This window comes from uncultured Roseobacter sp., from assembly GCF_947495025.1.
GTDB lineage: Bacteria > Pseudomonadota > Alphaproteobacteria > Rhodobacterales > Rhodobacteraceae > Roseobacter.
This window is the reverse complement of the sequence record NZ_CANLXG010000001.1, coordinates 468,566-484,208: the sequence shown is the minus strand read 5'-3', so window position 1 is coordinate 484,208 and position 15,643 is coordinate 468,566. Positions and strand designations below refer to the sequence as shown.

Annotated in this window: 17 protein-coding genes; 7 read left to right on the top strand and 10 right to left on the bottom strand. The window is 59.3% G+C overall.

Features of this window, described 5'->3' with window-relative positions:
* Positions 1 to 79 precede the first annotated feature (79 nt).
* On the top strand, positions 80 to 511 hold the full coding sequence (locus Q0792_RS02360) for a PaaI family thioesterase (RefSeq protein ID WP_298836030.1): 432 nt from the start codon (positions 80 to 82) through the stop codon (positions 509 to 511).
* A 114-nt stretch (positions 512 to 625) separates the two neighbouring features.
* On the opposite strand, the gene Q0792_RS02355 is transcribed toward Q0792_RS02360, so the two are convergent.
* Positions 626 to 859 carry a DUF1127 domain-containing protein gene (locus Q0792_RS02355; RefSeq protein WP_298836028.1) on the bottom strand — a complete coding sequence of 78 codons (234 nt, stop codon included), beginning with the start codon at positions 857 to 859 and terminating at the stop codon, positions 626 to 628.
* 94 nt (positions 860 to 953) lie between these two features.
* Here Q0792_RS02355 and Q0792_RS02350 point away from each other — a divergent pair, with 94 nt between their 5' ends.
* From Q0792_RS02350 to Q0792_RS02325, 6 genes are all read left to right on the top strand, one after another.
* On the top strand, positions 954 to 2,369 hold the full coding sequence (locus Q0792_RS02350; protein ID WP_298836026.1) for a PLP-dependent aminotransferase family protein: 1,416 nt from the start codon (positions 954 to 956) through the stop codon (positions 2,367 to 2,369).
* A gap of 231 nt (positions 2,370 to 2,600) precedes the next feature.
* Positions 2,601 to 3,062, top strand: coding sequence for a 50S ribosomal protein L13 (gene rplM / locus Q0792_RS02345; RefSeq protein ID WP_298836024.1), 462 nt, complete (start codon positions 2,601 to 2,603; stop codon positions 3,060 to 3,062).
* A 2-nt stretch (positions 3,063 to 3,064) separates the two neighbouring features.
* Positions 3,065 to 3,556 (top strand): 30S ribosomal protein S9, encoded by a 492-nt coding sequence (gene rpsI, locus Q0792_RS02340; protein ID WP_298836022.1) that lies wholly within the window; start codon positions 3,065 to 3,067, stop codon positions 3,554 to 3,556.
* Positions 3,557 to 3,690: 134 nt separating this feature from the next.
* Entirely contained in the window at positions 3,691 to 4,056 is a 366-nt protein-coding gene (locus Q0792_RS02335; RefSeq protein WP_298836020.1) for a group 1 truncated hemoglobin, read from the top strand.
* On the top strand, positions 4,053 to 5,108 hold the full coding sequence (locus Q0792_RS02330) for an adenylate/guanylate cyclase domain-containing protein (protein WP_298836018.1): 1,056 nt from the start codon (positions 4,053 to 4,055) through the stop codon (positions 5,106 to 5,108). The genes Q0792_RS02335 and Q0792_RS02330 overlap by 4 nt, the downstream gene beginning before the upstream one ends.
* A gap of 64 nt (positions 5,109 to 5,172) precedes the next feature.
* Complete coding sequence (locus tag Q0792_RS02325; RefSeq protein WP_298836016.1) at positions 5,173 to 6,405, top strand: MFS transporter; 1,233 nt, start codon at positions 5,173 to 5,175, stop codon at positions 6,403 to 6,405.
* Between the two features lie 6 nt (positions 6,406 to 6,411).
* Here Q0792_RS02325 and Q0792_RS02320 read toward each other — a convergent pair whose 3' ends face one another.
* The 9 genes from Q0792_RS02320 to guaA all read right to left on the bottom strand — a co-directional run bounded on the left by Q0792_RS02320 (position 6,412) and on the right by guaA (position 15,566).
* Positions 6,412 to 7,029 (bottom strand): TetR/AcrR family transcriptional regulator, encoded by a 618-nt coding sequence (locus Q0792_RS02320; RefSeq protein WP_298836014.1) that lies wholly within the window; start codon positions 7,027 to 7,029, stop codon positions 6,412 to 6,414.
* On the bottom strand, positions 7,022 to 7,891 hold the full coding sequence (gene ppk2, locus Q0792_RS02315; RefSeq protein ID WP_298836012.1) for a polyphosphate kinase 2: 870 nt from the start codon (positions 7,889 to 7,891) through the stop codon (positions 7,022 to 7,024). The genes Q0792_RS02320 and ppk2 overlap by 8 nt, the downstream gene beginning before the upstream one ends.
* 48 nt (positions 7,892 to 7,939) lie before the next feature.
* The gene (locus Q0792_RS02310; protein ID WP_298836010.1) at positions 7,940 to 8,920 is read right to left on the bottom strand and encodes an alpha/beta hydrolase; all 981 of its coding nucleotides are present in this window, start codon (positions 8,918 to 8,920) and stop codon (positions 7,940 to 7,942) included.
* Positions 8,904 to 9,821, bottom strand: coding sequence for a homoserine O-succinyltransferase (gene metA / locus Q0792_RS02305; RefSeq protein WP_298836009.1), 918 nt, complete (start codon positions 9,819 to 9,821; stop codon positions 8,904 to 8,906). Before metA ends, Q0792_RS02310 begins: the two co-directional genes overlap by 17 nt.
* A 91-nt stretch (positions 9,822 to 9,912) precedes the next feature.
* On the bottom strand, positions 9,913 to 10,761 hold the full coding sequence (locus tag Q0792_RS02300; protein WP_298836008.1) for an ATPase: 849 nt from the start codon (positions 10,759 to 10,761) through the stop codon (positions 9,913 to 9,915).
* Positions 10,762 to 10,822: 61 nt separating this feature from the next.
* Complete coding sequence (locus tag Q0792_RS02295) at positions 10,823 to 11,749, bottom strand: DMT family transporter (protein ID WP_298836007.1); 927 nt, start codon at positions 11,747 to 11,749, stop codon at positions 10,823 to 10,825.
* A 100-nt stretch (positions 11,750 to 11,849) separates the two neighbouring features.
* A complete protein-coding gene (locus Q0792_RS02290) occupies positions 11,850 to 12,974 on the bottom strand; it encodes an OmpP1/FadL family transporter (RefSeq protein ID WP_298836005.1) in 1,125 nt (374 codons plus the stop codon).
* Between the two features lie 131 nt (positions 12,975 to 13,105).
* The gene (locus tag Q0792_RS02285) at positions 13,106 to 13,969 is read right to left on the bottom strand and encodes a DMT family transporter (protein WP_298836003.1); all 864 of its coding nucleotides are present in this window, start codon (positions 13,967 to 13,969) and stop codon (positions 13,106 to 13,108) included.
* Positions 13,970 to 13,991: 22 nt separating this feature from the next.
* Positions 13,992 to 15,566 (bottom strand): glutamine-hydrolyzing GMP synthase, encoded by a 1,575-nt coding sequence (gene guaA / locus Q0792_RS02280; protein WP_298836001.1) that lies wholly within the window; start codon positions 15,564 to 15,566, stop codon positions 13,992 to 13,994.
* Positions 15,567 to 15,643: the final 77 nt, after the last annotated feature.

Here is a 15,643-nt window from a genome sequence, read left to right as displayed (position 1 = left end):
GACGCAGGGTCACAGCCTCTGTCGCTTGCCGCTGCGTCAAATCCCTGCAAATTTCCCGCAAGACACGAAGGGGAGCGCCATGGCGATCAAAGTCAACGCAGAAGAAATGATGGCCTTTATTGATGAGGTTTTTCCGCAGGTCAGGGGCGAGTTTGCCATAGACCGGCTGGATGATGAGCTTTTGGTGGCCCGGCTGCTGACAGGTGAAAAGCACCTGCGGCCGGGCAACACGGTGTCGGGGCCGGCAATGTTCGGGCTCGCTGATGTGGCCGCCTATATGGTGACAATGGCACATATCGGGCGCGAAGCGCTGGCTGTTACCACAAACTGCTCCATCGATTTTATGCGCAAACCTGTGGCTGGTGCCGATCTTCTGGCCGAGGCGCGCCTGCTGAAGCTGGGCCAGTCTCTGTCTGTTACGGACGTACTGATTTTCTCAGAAGGCGGTGACAGGCCGGTCGCACGCGCGTCGCTGACCTATTCGCTGCCGAAAACCGTGCGCCGGGACTGAGCCGTCGTCGCTGCAGCGATCGCACCGGTCCGGTGTCAGTGACGGCCGGGTACAAAAAAGCGGCCAGGACGAACCCGGCCGCAGGGAAGAGGTCTGGTGTGCATACCGGGGAGGTTATGCGCGCCAGAACACCTTGGAAGCCTCTGTATCAGCTTCGGCTGGTGTCAGTCCCACGTCTGCGAGCTGCCAGGTGCTGAGTTGTTTCAGCGCTTTTCTGGTGCGTCGCCGTGTGGCCCATTTTGACAGGCAGACGGCGAACTCGACCGCCAGGATCGACAGAACCGGCACAGAACGTGTGTGGTTCAGGTAATCCAGAGTACGGGGCGACAGCGTCATGTCCTGTGTCATGGGAATCTCCTTTAATTGTATTGACACAATATAGCGAAACAGCTATGATGTATTGATATAAAAAGTGGTACAAAGAATCGAGGGAAATATTGTAATGGGTACAATTTGGCAGCCTGAGCTGAAATCCTTCGATGGCCCCAAGTACAAAGCGGTCGTTGCGCTGATCCGGGACGGGATCGGGCAGGGGCTGCTGAAACCGGGGGACAAGCTGCCTCCTGTACGTGAGCTGGCCTGGACACTCAGGATAACGCCGGGCACGGTCGCGCGGGCCTATACCATTCTGACGGAGAGTGGTGCACTGGTGGCCGGTGTCGGGCGGGGTACCTTTGTCGCGCCGGAAAAGCCAGTACCAGTTGACGAGCAACCTATTGAAGTCGATGTTATTTCCCACCGTGCTGAGAAAGACGGAGATGTCTACAAAGTCAGTATGTTTTCACCGCATCTGCCTGCTGTGGGGCAGGACAGGCTGATCCGCAGACTGCTGGGTCAGATCGCGGATGAGCCGCCATCCGGCATGATGCATTACCCAAGCCGCTCGGGCGCACAGCCCGCGCGCGAGGCCGTTGTCCGGTGGCTCGCGGGGACGCCTCTTGGTGCTTTCAGCGAAAAGGACATTGTACTGTCACATGGTGGCCAGAACGGCCTGTCGCTGATCTTTCAGACGATCCTGCAGGGCCGCAGGCCCACGGTTCTGATCGAGGAGTTGTCCTATCCCGGCTTCAGACGGGCGGCAGAACTGCTTCGGGCGGATGTGGTGCCCGTCGCCATGGACGACGAAGGTGTCATTCCCGAAGCGCTGGACGAAGCCGCCCGCGCTCATGATGCGCAGATTTTCTGCACATCACCCGAAGTTCATAACCCGACCGGTGTGTTCACCCCGCTGGCGCGACGGGACGCGCTGGCCGATGTTGCCCGCCGCAATGACCTGCAGATCGTCGAGGATGACTGTTACCGCATGCGCGTCGACCGGGCGCCGACCTACCGGATGCTGGCACCGGAGCGGGGATGGTATGTCTCATCACTTGCGAAAACACTCACACCCGCGCTGCGGATCGGTTTCGCCATCGCGCCGGCGGGGCGGACACCAGAGCTGCGCCGCGTGGCCGAATACAACTGCTTCGGGCTTGCCACCCCGCTGATAGACCTCTGTGCATCGCTGCTGAGCCATCCGCAGATAGATGCCCTGGCCGAAGAGACACGCAACGCCTTCAATCTCTATGTTCAGAGTGCCGTGAACATTCTCGGCGGGTATGATGTGGTCTGGCGTGCAAACGTGCCCTTCCTGTGGCTGCGGCTGCCACTGGGATGGCGGGCCGGCGCCTTTTGTCAGGCCGCAGAACAGCAGGGCGTGCAGATCCGTACTGCCGAGGAGTTTGTCTGCCGCGATGCACGCGCTCCCCATGCGGTGCGGCTGGCGGTCAATGCGGGTGTGTCGCTGCAGAGCTTTGAGGCGGCGATCATGCGTCTGCGTCAGCTGCTGGACAGTCCGCCCGAACAAATCGGCGTCTGATCCGTCCGGGTGCATCTGTCCGTGCCGCGCTACCTGATGCGGTCGCGGGGCAGGGAATCTGATAGTGGAAATATGGGGTAATATAATACCTATATTTTAAGACCATGTTTTCATTGAAATTTATTGGGTCAAAGTCGCTTGACCCGATAACTGGCTCGTTTATAACGCCCCAATCGAATTCCGGCGCCATAGGTAACGATGGCACCTCTCACCTTATACGGGGAACCGTCCATGAAAACCTTTTCTGCAACACCCGCAGACATCGACAAGAAATGGATCCTGATCGACGCCGAGGGCGTTGTTCTGGGCCGTCTTGCATCGATCGTCGCACAGCGTCTGCGCGGCAAGCACAAGCCGTCCTTCACACCGCACATGGATATGGGCGACAACGTGATTGTCATCAACGCTGAGAAAATCCAGCTGACCGGCAACAAGCGTCACGAGAGCCATTACTGGCACACCGGCCACCCGGGCGGCATCAAATCCCGCACCAAGGAACAGATCCTCGAAGGTGCGCATCCTGAGCGCGTCGTGACCCTCGCGGTCAAGCGGATGCTGCCAGGCAACCGCCTGAGCCGTCAGATCATGACCAACCTGCGCGTCTATGCAGGCAGCGATCACCCCCATGAGGCACAGAGCCCCGAAGTTCTGGATGTGAAATCCATGAACAGCAAAAACACCCGGAGCGCATAAAGATGGCTGAAGAAATCAACACACTCGAAGAGCTGGGCCAGGTGGCCGGCGTTGAGGCCGCAGCCCCTGAGGCCGAAGTCATCACCCGCGAGCCCGTGCGTGACGCGCTTGGCCGGTCCTATGCGACAGGCAAACGGAAGGACGCTGTTGCACGCGTCTGGATTAAACCAGGTTCCGGCAAGGTTACTGTAAACGGCAAGCCGCAGAATGAATATTTCGCGCGGCCTGTTCTGCAGATGATTCTGGCACAGCCCTTCACTGTTTCCGGCACCGAAGGCCAGTTTGACGTGGTTGCCACGGTCAAAGGCGGCGGTCTGTCCGGTCAGGCCGGTGCGGTCAAGCACGGCGTTTCCAAAGCGCTGCAGCTCTACGACCCGTCCCTGCGCGGTGCCCTGAAGGCTGCAGGTTTCCTCACACGCGACAGCCGCGTTGTTGAGCGCAAGAAATACGGTAAGGCCAAAGCGCGTAAGAGCTTCCAGTTCTCCAAGCGTTAAGCCGGACCATAGACTGTTACCTGAAGGCCGCTCCTGTGAGCGGCCTTTCTGGTTCAGGGGTATGCTATGGCGCGGTGTTCTTGCACGCTTCGGGTCTTCGCCGTACAACGGTACCGGGAACCGGGTTCAGAATTATGTCCAGCACTTTCCAGAAATACGGTGGGTTCGGCGCAGTCAGCCGGGTGGTTCTGACGTTCTACGAGATGATCCTGGACAGCGATATCGTTGGTCACCACTTTGACAACATTGATATGGCCCGTCTGATGGACCATCAGACAAAGTTCGTCTCCGCTCTCATGGGTGGCCCTTCGGCGATGACCGACGACCGCCTGGCCCATGTGCATCATGCCATTGATATATCGGTTGCAGAATTTGATGAAGTTGTCCGCCTGCTCAGCGAGGCAATGCGCGAACATGGCATGGACGACCGCGATATCCGTGAAGTGACCCGCGAATTCGAGGCCCGCCGGGGCTTTATTCTGCGTCCGGGTGTGCAATGACCGGTAACCCGCTGACCACGATCAATGAGCAGCTTCTGAAATCTATCGGTGTCGGGATTGCCATTCTGCGCTGGTCCGATCTGACGGTATACTACCACAATGCCGCTTTTGCTGACTGGTTTGGCGACCCCAGGAAACCGGGCGCATTGTCTGAAGCAATTGAGGCCATCCGCGAATCCGCGAGCACAGCATTGCGCGAAACGGGCCGTTTTACCGGCGAGGTCGAGGTTAAACCGCGTCGCCGGACACTTGTTATCTCTGTCAGCCTGCACCTTGCCGAGGTTGAAGGCGAAAAAATGATTGTCGCCGAATGCCAGAACATCACGCGCATGCGCGAGCTTGAGCAGATGATCGACAGCTATTCAAAAATGGTCGAGCGGAATACCCGCCAGCTGGAACGCGAAAAGGAGCGGGTGGAAAAGCTGCTCCTCAATCTCATGCCGCGAAAGGTATACGAGGAATTCAAAACCTTTGGTGTGGTGACGCCGCAGCTGTACCGGAACGTCTCGGTTCTGATGCTCGATTTCGTGGGTTTCACTGATTTTACTGAGCAGAACGATCCCACTGTCACGCTGGGAGAGCTGAACGATATTTTTACCGCTTTTGACCGTATCAGCGAGCAGTTCGGTGTCGAGAGAATCAAGACCATCGGCGACGCTTATATGGCGGTTGCGGGAATGCCCGACGAGACACCGGATCATGCCTCGGCCGTTGCCAACTGTGCCGTACGGTTTCTGCGCTTTCTGGAACGCCGCAATCAGAGCCACCGGTTCAAGTGGGAGGCACGGATCGGCATCGGCAGTGGAGCAGCCGTGGGCTCCGTGGTCGGTGTTCAGAAATACGTCTATGACGTTTTCGGCCCCGCGGTGAATATGGCCGCAAGGCTGGAGGTCTTTGCGCACCCGATGAAAATCGTGGCACCTGTCGAGATGAAATACGACCTGATCGACGGTTTCCAGGTTGAAGAGATTGGCGCCTATGACATCAAAGGCCTGGGTTCGATGGAGCTGATCAACGTTGAGGGCAATCTCTCGCTTGCGCGCAGCTTCTGACTGCCGGCTTTCTTCGTATTGCTAAGCGTTTGACACGGGCATCGTGCGGGTCTCTTCTGGCGCCATGGCACTGCTTGCAAAAAACCGGTCGTTCCGCCTTCTGTTCTCTGCGACGGCTGTCTCCAACCTTGGCGACGGCGTGTCTGCGCTGGCCTTTCCCTGGCTGGCTACCCTGATCACCCGCGATCCGGCGCTGGTCGCCCTGGTGGCCTTTGCCACGACCCTTCCATGGCTTTTGTTTTCGGTGCCCGTCGGCGTGTTGGTGGACCGGTATGACCGCCGCTTACTGATGGTCCGGGCGGATCTGTTCCGGCTGGTGCTGACCTGTGGCGTGATCTCGCTCATCTTTTCGGTGCCCGCCTTCCCGCCGGATGGTGATCCGCTGGTTTATATCCTGGCACTGTCGGCGCTGGGTATGCTGCTGGGAACGGCAGAAGTTGTCCGGGACAACGCCGCGCAAACGGTATTGCCCTCGGTCGTGGCGAAGTCAGAACTTGAGACAGCCAATGGGCAGTTGTGGAGTGTAGAGCAGGTAATGGGCTCGTTTGTGGGGCCGCCGCTCGCAGGTCTGCTGATCGCGCTGGCCGTGCCCGCGCCCTTTGCTCTGGATGCGGTGACATTCGGTGTCGCGGCACTCCTCGTATGGTGCATTGCCATTCCACAGCGGCCTGATCCGCCGCGCCGGAAAATCTGGCCGGAAATGGTCGAGGGCTGGCAGTGGATGCGGGGCAGTACGACCATTTTCCGACTGGCGATCATGCTTGGTTTCATCAACGGTATCTCGGTCATGGCCATGACCATTCTGATCCTGTTTTCGCAGGAAGTGCTGGGTCTGAGCGCGGCGCAGCACGGCATAATGATGGCGTTTGGCGCCGCCGGAGGCGTTCTTGGGGGTGTCCTCGGGCCGCGGATCATTGCGCGGATCGGCGGTCAGAGGGCTGTGATCATTGCACTGGTTCTGATCTGTCTGCCCTTCGTCATTCTCTCTCTGACGGCCAGCCCCCTTGTGGCCGCCGGTGCGCTCTTCATCGAGGTGTTCTCGGCCCTGATGTGGAATATCGTAACTGTCTCATACCGCCAGCGGCGCATACCGGATGCGCTGCTCGGGCGGGTCAACGCACTCTATCGCTTCTTCGGCTGGGGCATGATGCCGGTCGGTGCCTTGCTGGGGGGATGGATCGTGACCCTTGCCGAACCCTCGCTGGGACGTGAGCTGGCCCTGCGTCTGCCCTTTATGTTTGCGTCCGCCGGGGCTGTACTTCTGTTGATCTACGGCGTGCGTAAACTGCGTCTCTGAGGGACTTCAGGTGTCCGGCGTGATCAGGCCCAGACCACGCAGGTATATCCCGATACCGGTCTCCAGCAGGTCCTCCGGTGGGAAAGGTGATGCGCGCCCGGGCGAGTTCCGTGCAAAAAGCTCCACGACGCCGTGGCTCATGGCCCAGATATGCGCTGAAAACATCGAAGCAGGGGGACGTTTTTCTTCCGGAATGTGTTCACTCAGATCGGTCGCAGCCCGTTCCAGTACGGCGTTTGCGCGCGCAGACACAGCGGCCAGTTCAGGCGTGCGGTTCACACTGATCCCGCTTTCAAACATAGCGATGTAATGGCCCGGGTATTTACGCGCAAAGGCAAGATAGGCGCGCCCCGTTGCCGAAAAAGCGGCGAGCGCTGAAGGCTGGCCTTTTTCATAGGCGTATTCCATCAGATCCGCGAAAATCTCATAGCCCTGGCGCGCGGCTTCGGCGATGAGATCCTCGCGGCCTTCAAAGTGGCGATAGACCGCCGCGGGCGTGACACCAGCCTGTTTCGCGGCCTCGGACAGCGTAAAACCGGTCGGCCCGCGCAGCTCAATCAGCTCAAGGGCTGCATCTACCAGCGCCTGCCGCAGGTTGCCGTGGTGATAGCCGCGTTTAGGCATTCCAGATGTCCGGACCGCCGCAGATTTTTGTATCAATGGCACCCAGAGCACCGGTGTCCTTGCGGTCGTAATCCAGACCGTGCAGCACTGCACGGATGGCATTCAGCCTGGCGCGACGCTTGTCATCGGACCGCACCACTGTCCAGGGTGCGTCGGCGCTGTGGCTGCGTTTCAGCGTGTCAGAGATCGCATGTGTATACGCATCCCATTTGCCCAGTCCCTTGACGTCGATGCCGCTGAGTTTCCATTGTTTCAGCGGGTCGCTTTCGCGGGCCAGCATACGGCGCAGCTGCTCGGCGCGCCCGACGTTCAGCCAGAACTTCACAAGGTGGATACCATCGTCTGCCAGCATGTCCTCAAAGGGCCTGACCTGAGCAAAGAAATGCTCGCGCTGTTCGTCGGTGCAGAACCCGAAGACAGGTTCAATCACCCCCCGGTTGTACCAGCTGCGATCAAAGAAAACGATCTCTCCGGCTGCGGGCAGGTGATTGATATAGCGCTGAAAATACCACTGTGTGCGTTCCGTTTCCGTCGGTTTGGACAGCGCGACCACGCGGGCACCACGCGGGTTGAGGTTGGTGCGGAAGCGGCTGATTGTGCCGCCTTTGCCCGCCCCGTCGCGGCCCTCAAAAACGATGGCAATCCGCGCGCCGGTCTCTTTGACCCAGGCCTGCAGTTTGACCAGTTCGATCTGAAGCGCTGCGAGATCTTTCTCATAGGGTTTGCGCGCCAGCCGCTCGGAATGGGGATAGGAAATATCCAGAATCGGGCCGGACTCCTGCCGGCGGATTGCGTTGCGCACCTGATCCGGCGCTTCATTTTCGAAAAAAGCGCTGATGGCGCCGTCAAAGGGCAGGTCCATGGGGCCTCCGCTGAAGTATTGCGCTTTATATATGGGATGTTAATCGGATTAACGCAAACCCGCACGCGCCGCCGCGCGGCCGATGGCCGCCAGAACCTCTTCAGTGCGGACATGTTGTGGCATATGGCCCACACCTTCGAGCCTGGTCAGGACGGCACTGTCGATCTGGCTGTCCAGTGGTTCGGAGTGAACGTGCAGCGGAACAATGGTGTCTTCGGTGCCATGCACGATTTCTACCGGCATTTTCAGCGTGTTATACTGCCGGGACATTTCAACGATAAAGGGGCGCAGGCCGTTCACCTGCTGAGCATTTGCGCGCATGGTGCCTCGGCGCAGCGTCATCTGCGGGCCGAAATGTTCCAGGTAGCCGTCGGGTACCTCCTGGGGCTCAAAGATTGACGAGACGGTGTCTTCGACAGTGCTGCGGGGTGCAAACGCCGTAATCAGCGGGATCACAAAGGCGCTTCCGATCCGTGAGGAATTGATCCGGTACAATGCGCCAAGGTCACCTTCCCAGGGATTTGATGCCGCGGCCAGCAGTACAAGAGCGGCGGTGTCTTCGGGCCGCTCCAGCGCCCAGGCCAGGGCCACAGCGCCACCATAGGAATGGCCGACAACCACAGGGTTCGTGACCCCGGCGGTATCCGCGGCCTTCTGCAGCAGCTGCGCCTGCAGGGCAGGCGGTTCAGGGGCTACGTTCCAGATGCCGCCATACCCCGGCGGACGGTCAGACCAGCCCATGCCCGGTCGGTCCATGGCGATCACCCGGAAATCCTTTTCGAGCAGACCGGCCAGACGGAATGTCGCATCGCGCAGGCTGCCGCTTGCACCATGGATCAGTACAACATCGGGTCCCGCGCCGGATACATGCATATGAATCCGGGTTCCGTCGATGTCGACAAACTGCCCCGACGGTGGATAGGCGGCCTCGGCTGCCTTTTCGTTGGCACCGGCACGCCACTGCACGACGGCAAAAAGCGCCAGACCGCAAAGCAGCAGAAGGACCACAGGCCTACGTCCCGATCGCATCGATATCGTAGGGTGTATCCTGATACACCTCTGTCAGCCAGTTGCCGTAAAGCAGATGTGCGTGGCTGCGCCACCGGTTCAGCGGTGTACGCGACGGATCATCGTCCGGATAATAGTTCATCGGCACATTGATCGGCGTGCCCGCTGCCACATCCCGGTCGTATTCCTGTTTCAGCGTATCACTGTCGTATTCAAAGTGGTTGAAGATATAGATCGCGCGGTGGCCGGGGTCTTCGACAAGGCAGGGTCCGGCTTCTTCACTGCCAAGCAGTGTCCGCAGGCCAGAGGCGGCGTCAATCTCGTCCTGGCGCATCTCTGTCCAGCGCGAAACCGGTATGACACAGTCATCCGAAAACCCCCGCAGATAGGGAGAGGCCGGTGCCAGATTACGGTGCCGGAAACAGCCGAATGCCTTGGCATCCAGCATATGTTTTTTCACGCCGTGAAAGTGGTTGATCATCGCCATACCACCCCAGCACACACCAAAGGTGGAGTGCACGTTGGTCTGCGTCCAGTCCATTACCTCGCGCAGTTCCTCCCAGTAGGTTACATCCTGAAAGGCCAGGTGCTCGATCGGCGCACCGGTGATGATCAGACCGTCGAACTTCTCGTGTTTCACGTCCTGGAAAGGCCGGTAGAACTCGGCCATATGTTCGGCTGCGGTATTCTTTGTCTGGTGCTCGGACATCCGGATCAGCGTCAGATCAATCTGCAGCGGTGTTGCACCGATCAGGCGGGCGAACTGGTTCTCGGTCTGGATTTTCTTCGGCATCAGGTTTAGCAGCCCGATGCGCAGCGGCCGGATATCCTGGCGCGCAGCCTGATCCGGGTCCATGACCATCACACCCTCGCGCGTCAGCACGTCATAGGCAGGCAGGTCGGCGGGGATCTTGATCGGCATAGGTTTTTTCCGGTTCCGGGTTGAGCTTGGTCAGATAGCTCTTTGCGGGCTCTGTCTCAAGAGGCGCGTTTTCACGAGGCTGTGCGTGTCGTTACAGGCAGCTCTCCACCAGATCATCAAAGTCTTCCGGTGTCTGTAACGCAGCGACCTGATCAGCGGTGACGGTGATGCCCCAGCGCGCCATTGCCTCGTAACGGGGCTGGCGGTGTGCGAGCGCGCGCGCATAGGTATAACGGATGAAATCATCAGGATTAACAGTCACCTCTGAGCATTTGTTTTCATTCAGATATTCCTGCCAGACACGTGCCAGGAATTCTGGCTGATACGCCATCGGTTTAGGCGCTTTGTCGAACCGGCGTACCAGTTCGGCGGTATGGGCGTCATCGCCGCGGATCCAGATCATCAGACAGTTCGCGGACAACTCGCGCATCAGCGCGTCGTCGTCATTACCGGCGTCCACCCATTCGCAGATCGACCCGCCTGTGTCGCAGATGAAGTTCGGATAGCCGTAGAGGGCTTCGGCCCGCTGCGCAAAGCGCGCAGTGTCCCGCAGGGCCGCGATTTCGGCCAGCCGGAACTGTTCCTGGCGCCGCGCGTATTCCGCCATCGGCAGACCGCCGCGTTCGGGATCGCCGGGCTTGCCGAGATATGTTGCCACAGGGCTGAGGTTGTCAAAGGTGATGTTGGAGCCGATGTAGATACTGTCACTCATCAGAAGATTGCGCAGAAACGGTACCTTCATCGCTTCGGCTTTGGCGTTATCGGCAATGTATTCGCCCATGTACCGCGTACCGATGCGGTAATCGATGGAGTAGTGAAACCATGATCCGCTGGCGCGCAGCAGGTTGGACATATGGGTCTTGCCCAGCCCGGACATGCCGTACACGAGCACAGACCGGCGCCGTGCGGAACGCCATTCGCTGGCAGAAGAATAGAGCATATGGGCGCCGCCTGTTGTGCTGAAAACCTCAGCACGGTCCTAGCCTTGCAGGGGCAAGGCGTCAATCTGTGGCCGCTGGTGTGCTCCTGCGCCGTGCGGGCAGGACACGGCCGTCGAGAATGATCAGACCACAGGCCAGCAGTGCGAAACCGGCATAGGCGTTCGGGCTGAGGGTCTCTCCCAGCATCAGCGCACCCAGCACAATGGCGACCGGCGGTATCAGGAGGGTCACCAGCATCAGGTTCCCGCTCCCGGCCAGTGCAAGCACGCGGTAATAGAGCAGATAGGCGCCCGCCGTGGCGACCAGAGCATAATACCCGATGGCCCACATTGTGCGTGGCTCGAGCGCCAGCGTGATAGGTCCTTCAAATACCAGAGCCAGTGGCAGGGTGACCAGAGTCGAACCGGTGAGCATGCCTGCTGCTGCCACCTGTGGCCTCAGGCCGCCCAGGTGCCGGCGCGCCCAGACGCCGGCAAGGGCATAGGACAGCGTCCCGCCGATCACCGCGATCTGGGCGAGTGACTGCAGGTTGAAGCTGCGCAGGTTTTCCAGACCAATGGCCACGGCAACACCGGAAAATCCAAGGAAAACGCCGGTGAGTTTGCGCAGCGTCAGCCGTTCATCGGCAAAGAACAGCGCAGCAACAAGTACGCCGAAGATCGCCGTCGATGCGTTCAGGATAGACGTCAGCCCGCTTTCGATATGCAGCTGTCCCCAGGCCATCAGCCCGAACGGGATCACATTGTTCAGCAGGCCCATCACCAGAAATGCGAGCCAGATGCCCGGATCGCGCGGGACTGGCAGGCGCATGACCAGCACCACCAGCCAGAGCAGGGCCATGGCCCAGAACGTACGGTGCGCCACGGACGTAAGCGGGCCGATTTCGTCCAGTGCCACACGGATGGACACGAAAGACGCGCCCCAGATGATGCCCAGCAGCAACAGCAGCCCCCAGGCATGCAGTGATATTGATTTCTGTTCGGTCATGCGCTGACCCTGAGCGAAATCCGGTGGGAGTGCCACCCGGATCATGCGCAAAAAAAACGCCCGCACGATGGCGGGCGTTTAGTAGTATCTGTTGGTACGATCAGAAGTTAAAGCCAACCTTGACGCCAAAGGCGATGGCATCGTTGTCATTGAAGGCGGCGGCTGGAGAGCCGAAAAGACCTGTGGTTGTGTCGCCAATTCTTACATAGCGCACACCTGTGGTGATCTTCATGTTGCCGCGGGTATAGATAGCGGCCAGACCGATGCTTTCCTGCCCGTCAGCAGGACCCAGGTTGGTGAAGAGGTTCTGCGTGTTCTCCTCATATCCGATTGTCGCGGCAACCGACCAGGTATCGTTGATCTTGTGACCGACGCCAAGGGTATAGGTGACAACGTCTTCCTCGTAGCTCAGCAGATTTGCACCTGTCAGCGTCGTATAAAGTGACGGGTCAAGCGCAAAGTCGGACCAGTCGACCCAGCGGATGCCGCCAAAGACGAGCGTTTTGGGTGCAACACCGGTCTGAAATGCCAGGTTGACGGACTGGGGTGTTTCAAACTCTGTCGACGTTGACCTTGTCGGAAGGCCAGGCTGGGTTTCCACAGTATCAACGTCGTGCGAGATCTCAGAGCTGTATGTCAGCGAGACGCGCAATGCGATGTCGGGCCGCTCATAAGCGACGCCGGCCACATAACCGATGCCATAATGCACGTCAGCATCTGCGGCATAATCGATTGCGTCGATCGTGGGGACCGGAGAGGTCAGCCCGATATTGACGCTGGCCTCTACAGACTGCAGGCGCAGACCACCATATACCGAGAACCCTGACGGGGTGTTATACTGCAGAAGCCCGGTCAGTGCATAGCTTTCGAAATTTGCGCCGGAACCGTTGGCGAAATATCCGGTACCACCGGGGTAATCAACATCGGCGCCGAAAGGCTCGTCGAGGATCAGCGCATAGGACCATGTTTCGTTAATGTCTGCTTTGTACGCGGCACCGAACCGGAAATAGCTTGGTGCGATATCACCGGAGCCTGAACCAGTAGGCAGGATCGGGTTGAGCGAAACGCCGGTCAGATCCGGTGTGACGCCGGTAAAGCTGAATTCAGCGTAGCGACCCTGTTCAAAGAGCGCGTCAATTGACTGGCCGGAGCGGTCGATCCCGCCTGCCTGGACGCCACCCGCCGCCAGACACAAAGCTGTTACACTTCCGATGTATACTCGCATGAAATCTCCTCCCCAGAAGATCGGTTATCGTTTTCTCGCACCATTGCTCAAAAGTGGGCGCAGGTAAGCACGATTCCGTCGCCGGTCAATTGTTGACGCAGGGGAAAAGGTCATTGTGACGTTACGTAGAACTAATTGCGTCTGCGCGTTTCGGACCAGAGGTTGAGGTATATTCCCGCAAAAATAATCAGCGCGCCGATGAAAACCTGAATTTCCAGCGGTTCCTGATACAGCAGCATGCCGACCACCGCGATGGTGGGCAGACGGAAAAAGTCGACAGGAACCACCACCGTCGCCGGTGCGAGCGACAGCGCGTTTGTCATGCAGAAGTGGGCCATCAGACCCGCAGCGCCGATCAGTAACACGAGAGGCAGCGCGCCGGCCGTGGGGATCGCCACGTCTCCGTCATAGCCTGCGGCAAAAATCCCGAAGACCAGCTGCATGGCTGTCAGCCAGAACAGAATGCAGGTGATGCTTTGTGTCCGGGTCAGCTTCTTGGTCAGCATGATCGTCAGAGCGAAAAAAATCGCTGAAGAGGCCGCGGTGATCACACCGGCATTGATGCCCGCCATGTCAGGCCGGGCAACAATCAGAATCCCGGTAAATCCCATAACAGCGGCCAGCCCGCGCATCGCAGTAAGGCGCTCTCCCAGCACGAGGGGTGACAGGACAATCACCCAGAGCGGAGAGGTGAATTCCAGTGCAAAGACCTGCGCCAGCGGAATGACTGTGACCGCGTAGAACCACAGATTCTGCCCGGTGAAATGGGCCATGTTGCGCACCAGATGCAGCCGGAAGTGTCCTGTGCTGATCTGAGCCAGAGTACCGGCAAACCCTGCCACCAGCAGCACGATCACAAGGCCGAACATGCTGCGGTACATCATGATCTCGAAGGTATCGAGCGAGGTGGACAGTTCGCGCCCCGCAACCGCCATGGAAGAAAACGAAGCGATGGAGCCGATCATCCACAGACAGGCTTTGAGGGTCGGGCTCACAGGATGTCACCGCAGCCGGGCGTTATTCCCATTCGATGGTGCCCGGCGGTTTTGAGGTGATGTCATAGGTGACCCGGTTGATGCCCGGCACCTCATTGATGATCCGCGTGGCGGTTTCCCCCAGAAACTCATGGCTGAACGGATAGTAGTCCGCCGTCATACCGTCCACTGACGTGACCGCCCGCAGCGCACAGGCGAAATCATAGGTCCGCCCGTCGCCCATGACACCCACCGTCCGGACCGGCAGAATGGCGCAGAACGCCTGCCAGATATCATCATACAGCCCGTGTTTGCGGATCTGGTCGATATAAACCGCATCAGCCTCGCGCAGGATGTCGAGCTTTTCGCGGGTGATCTCGCCCGGACAGCGGATTGCAAGGCCCGGCCCGGGGAAGGGGTGGCGTCCGATGAAGCTTGCCGGCAGGCCCAGTTCGCGACCCAGAGCGCGCACTTCATCCTTGAAGAGTTCGCGCAGTGGCTCAACCAGTTTCAGACCCATCTTTTCAGGCAGGCCACCCACATTGTGGTGCGATTTGATCGTGACGGATGGCCCGCCCGAGAAGCTGACGCTTTCGATCACATCCGGATAGAGCGTGCCCTGGGCCAGAAATTCCGCGCCCTCGATCCCGTCTGCGTATTTCTGGAACACATCAATAAAGAGCCGCCCGATGATTTTGCGTTTGGTCTCGGGATCAGACTGGCCCTCGAGTTCGCCCAGAAAAAGATCGCTCTCATCGGCGTGGATGACCTGCAGGTTCATGTTGTCGCGGAACATCGTCACGACTTCCTGCGCCTCGTCCTTGCGCAGCAGGCCGTGGTCCACAAAAACGCAGGTCAGCTGGTCGCCAACTGCCTCGTGGATCAGCGCTGCGGCAACCGAGCTGTCAACGCCGCCCGACAGACCACAGATCACCTTTTTGTCGCCGACCTGGTCGCGGATCGTCTGAACCGCCTGTTCGCGGTACCCGGCCATGGTCCAGTCGCCGGTGAAGCCTGCAAGACGCACAAAGTTTTCATAGAGTTTCGCCCCGCGTGGTGTGTGGTGTACTTCGGGGTGAAACTGTACCGCATAGAAATGCCGCGTGGGGTCGGCCGTGATCGCATAGGGCGCATTGGGCGAGGTACCAAAGACCTCAAACCCGGGGGCGAGTTCGGCCACATGATCGCCGTGGCTCATCCAGACCTGCTCTGGTCCGCCATCGAACCAGCCCTCCAGCAGATCGAGCGATCCGGCAGGCGTCACGAATGCACGGCCGAATTCGGCCGTTCCGCCGCCGCCTGAAATTTTGCCGCCCTCAACCCGGCCACCCAGTTCCTGCATCATGACCTGCTGGCCATAACAGATACCCAGGATGGGCACGCCATATTCAAAGATGCCTTCGGGCGGGCGCGGGGAGCCATCCCGAACCACGCTGTCGGGGCCCCCAGAGAAGATGATCGCTTTCGGTCCCATGTCGCGGATCATCTCCATCGAGACGTTCTGATAGGGATGGATTTCGCAATAGACACTCAGCTCGCGCAGGCGGCGCGCGATCAGCTGCGTGACCTGGCTGCCGAAGTCGATGATGAGGAGGCGGTCGTGATCAATCATGCTCATGTGCGCTGATTAGGGGCAGGGGGTGCCGGTGGCAAGCCCCCGGCGCGCGCTTGCGGGGAATCGCGCTTGCGGGGAAT

Coding starts and splice junctions, on each gene's coding strand:
- Q0792_RS02360 (WP_298836030.1), top strand. CDS start 80: ATGGCGATCAAAGTCAACGCAGAAGAAATGATGGCCTTTATTGATGAG.
- Q0792_RS02355 (WP_298836028.1), bottom strand. CDS start 859: ATGACACAGGACATGACGCTGTCGCCCCGTACTCTGGATTACCTGAAC.
- Q0792_RS02350 (WP_298836026.1), top strand. CDS start 954: ATGGGTACAATTTGGCAGCCTGAGCTGAAATCCTTCGATGGCCCCAAG.
- rplM (WP_298836024.1), top strand. CDS start 2,601: ATGAAAACCTTTTCTGCAACACCCGCAGACATCGACAAGAAATGGATC.
- rpsI (WP_298836022.1), top strand. CDS start 3,065: ATGGCTGAAGAAATCAACACACTCGAAGAGCTGGGCCAGGTGGCCGGC.
- Q0792_RS02335 (WP_298836020.1), top strand. CDS start 3,691: ATGTCCAGCACTTTCCAGAAATACGGTGGGTTCGGCGCAGTCAGCCGG.
- Q0792_RS02330 (WP_298836018.1), top strand. CDS start 4,053: ATGACCGGTAACCCGCTGACCACGATCAATGAGCAGCTTCTGAAATCT.
- Q0792_RS02325 (WP_298836016.1), top strand. CDS start 5,173: ATGGCACTGCTTGCAAAAAACCGGTCGTTCCGCCTTCTGTTCTCTGCG.
- Q0792_RS02320 (WP_298836014.1), bottom strand. CDS start 7,029: ATGCCTAAACGCGGCTATCACCACGGCAACCTGCGGCAGGCGCTGGTA.
- ppk2 (WP_298836012.1), bottom strand. CDS start 7,891: ATGGACCTGCCCTTTGACGGCGCCATCAGCGCTTTTTTCGAAAATGAA.
- Q0792_RS02310 (WP_298836010.1), bottom strand. CDS start 8,920: ATGCGATCGGGACGTAGGCCTGTGGTCCTTCTGCTGCTTTGCGGTCTG.
- metA (WP_298836009.1), bottom strand. CDS start 9,821: ATGCCGATCAAGATCCCCGCCGACCTGCCTGCCTATGACGTGCTGACG.
- Q0792_RS02300 (WP_298836008.1), bottom strand. CDS start 10,761: ATGCTCTATTCTTCTGCCAGCGAATGGCGTTCCGCACGGCGCCGGTCT.
- Q0792_RS02295 (WP_298836007.1), bottom strand. CDS start 11,749: ATGACCGAACAGAAATCAATATCACTGCATGCCTGGGGGCTGCTGTTG.
- Q0792_RS02290 (WP_298836005.1), bottom strand. CDS start 12,974: ATGCGAGTATACATCGGAAGTGTAACAGCTTTGTGTCTGGCGGCGGGT.
- guaA (WP_298836001.1), bottom strand. CDS start 15,566: ATGAGCATGATTGATCACGACCGCCTCCTCATCATCGACTTCGGCAGC.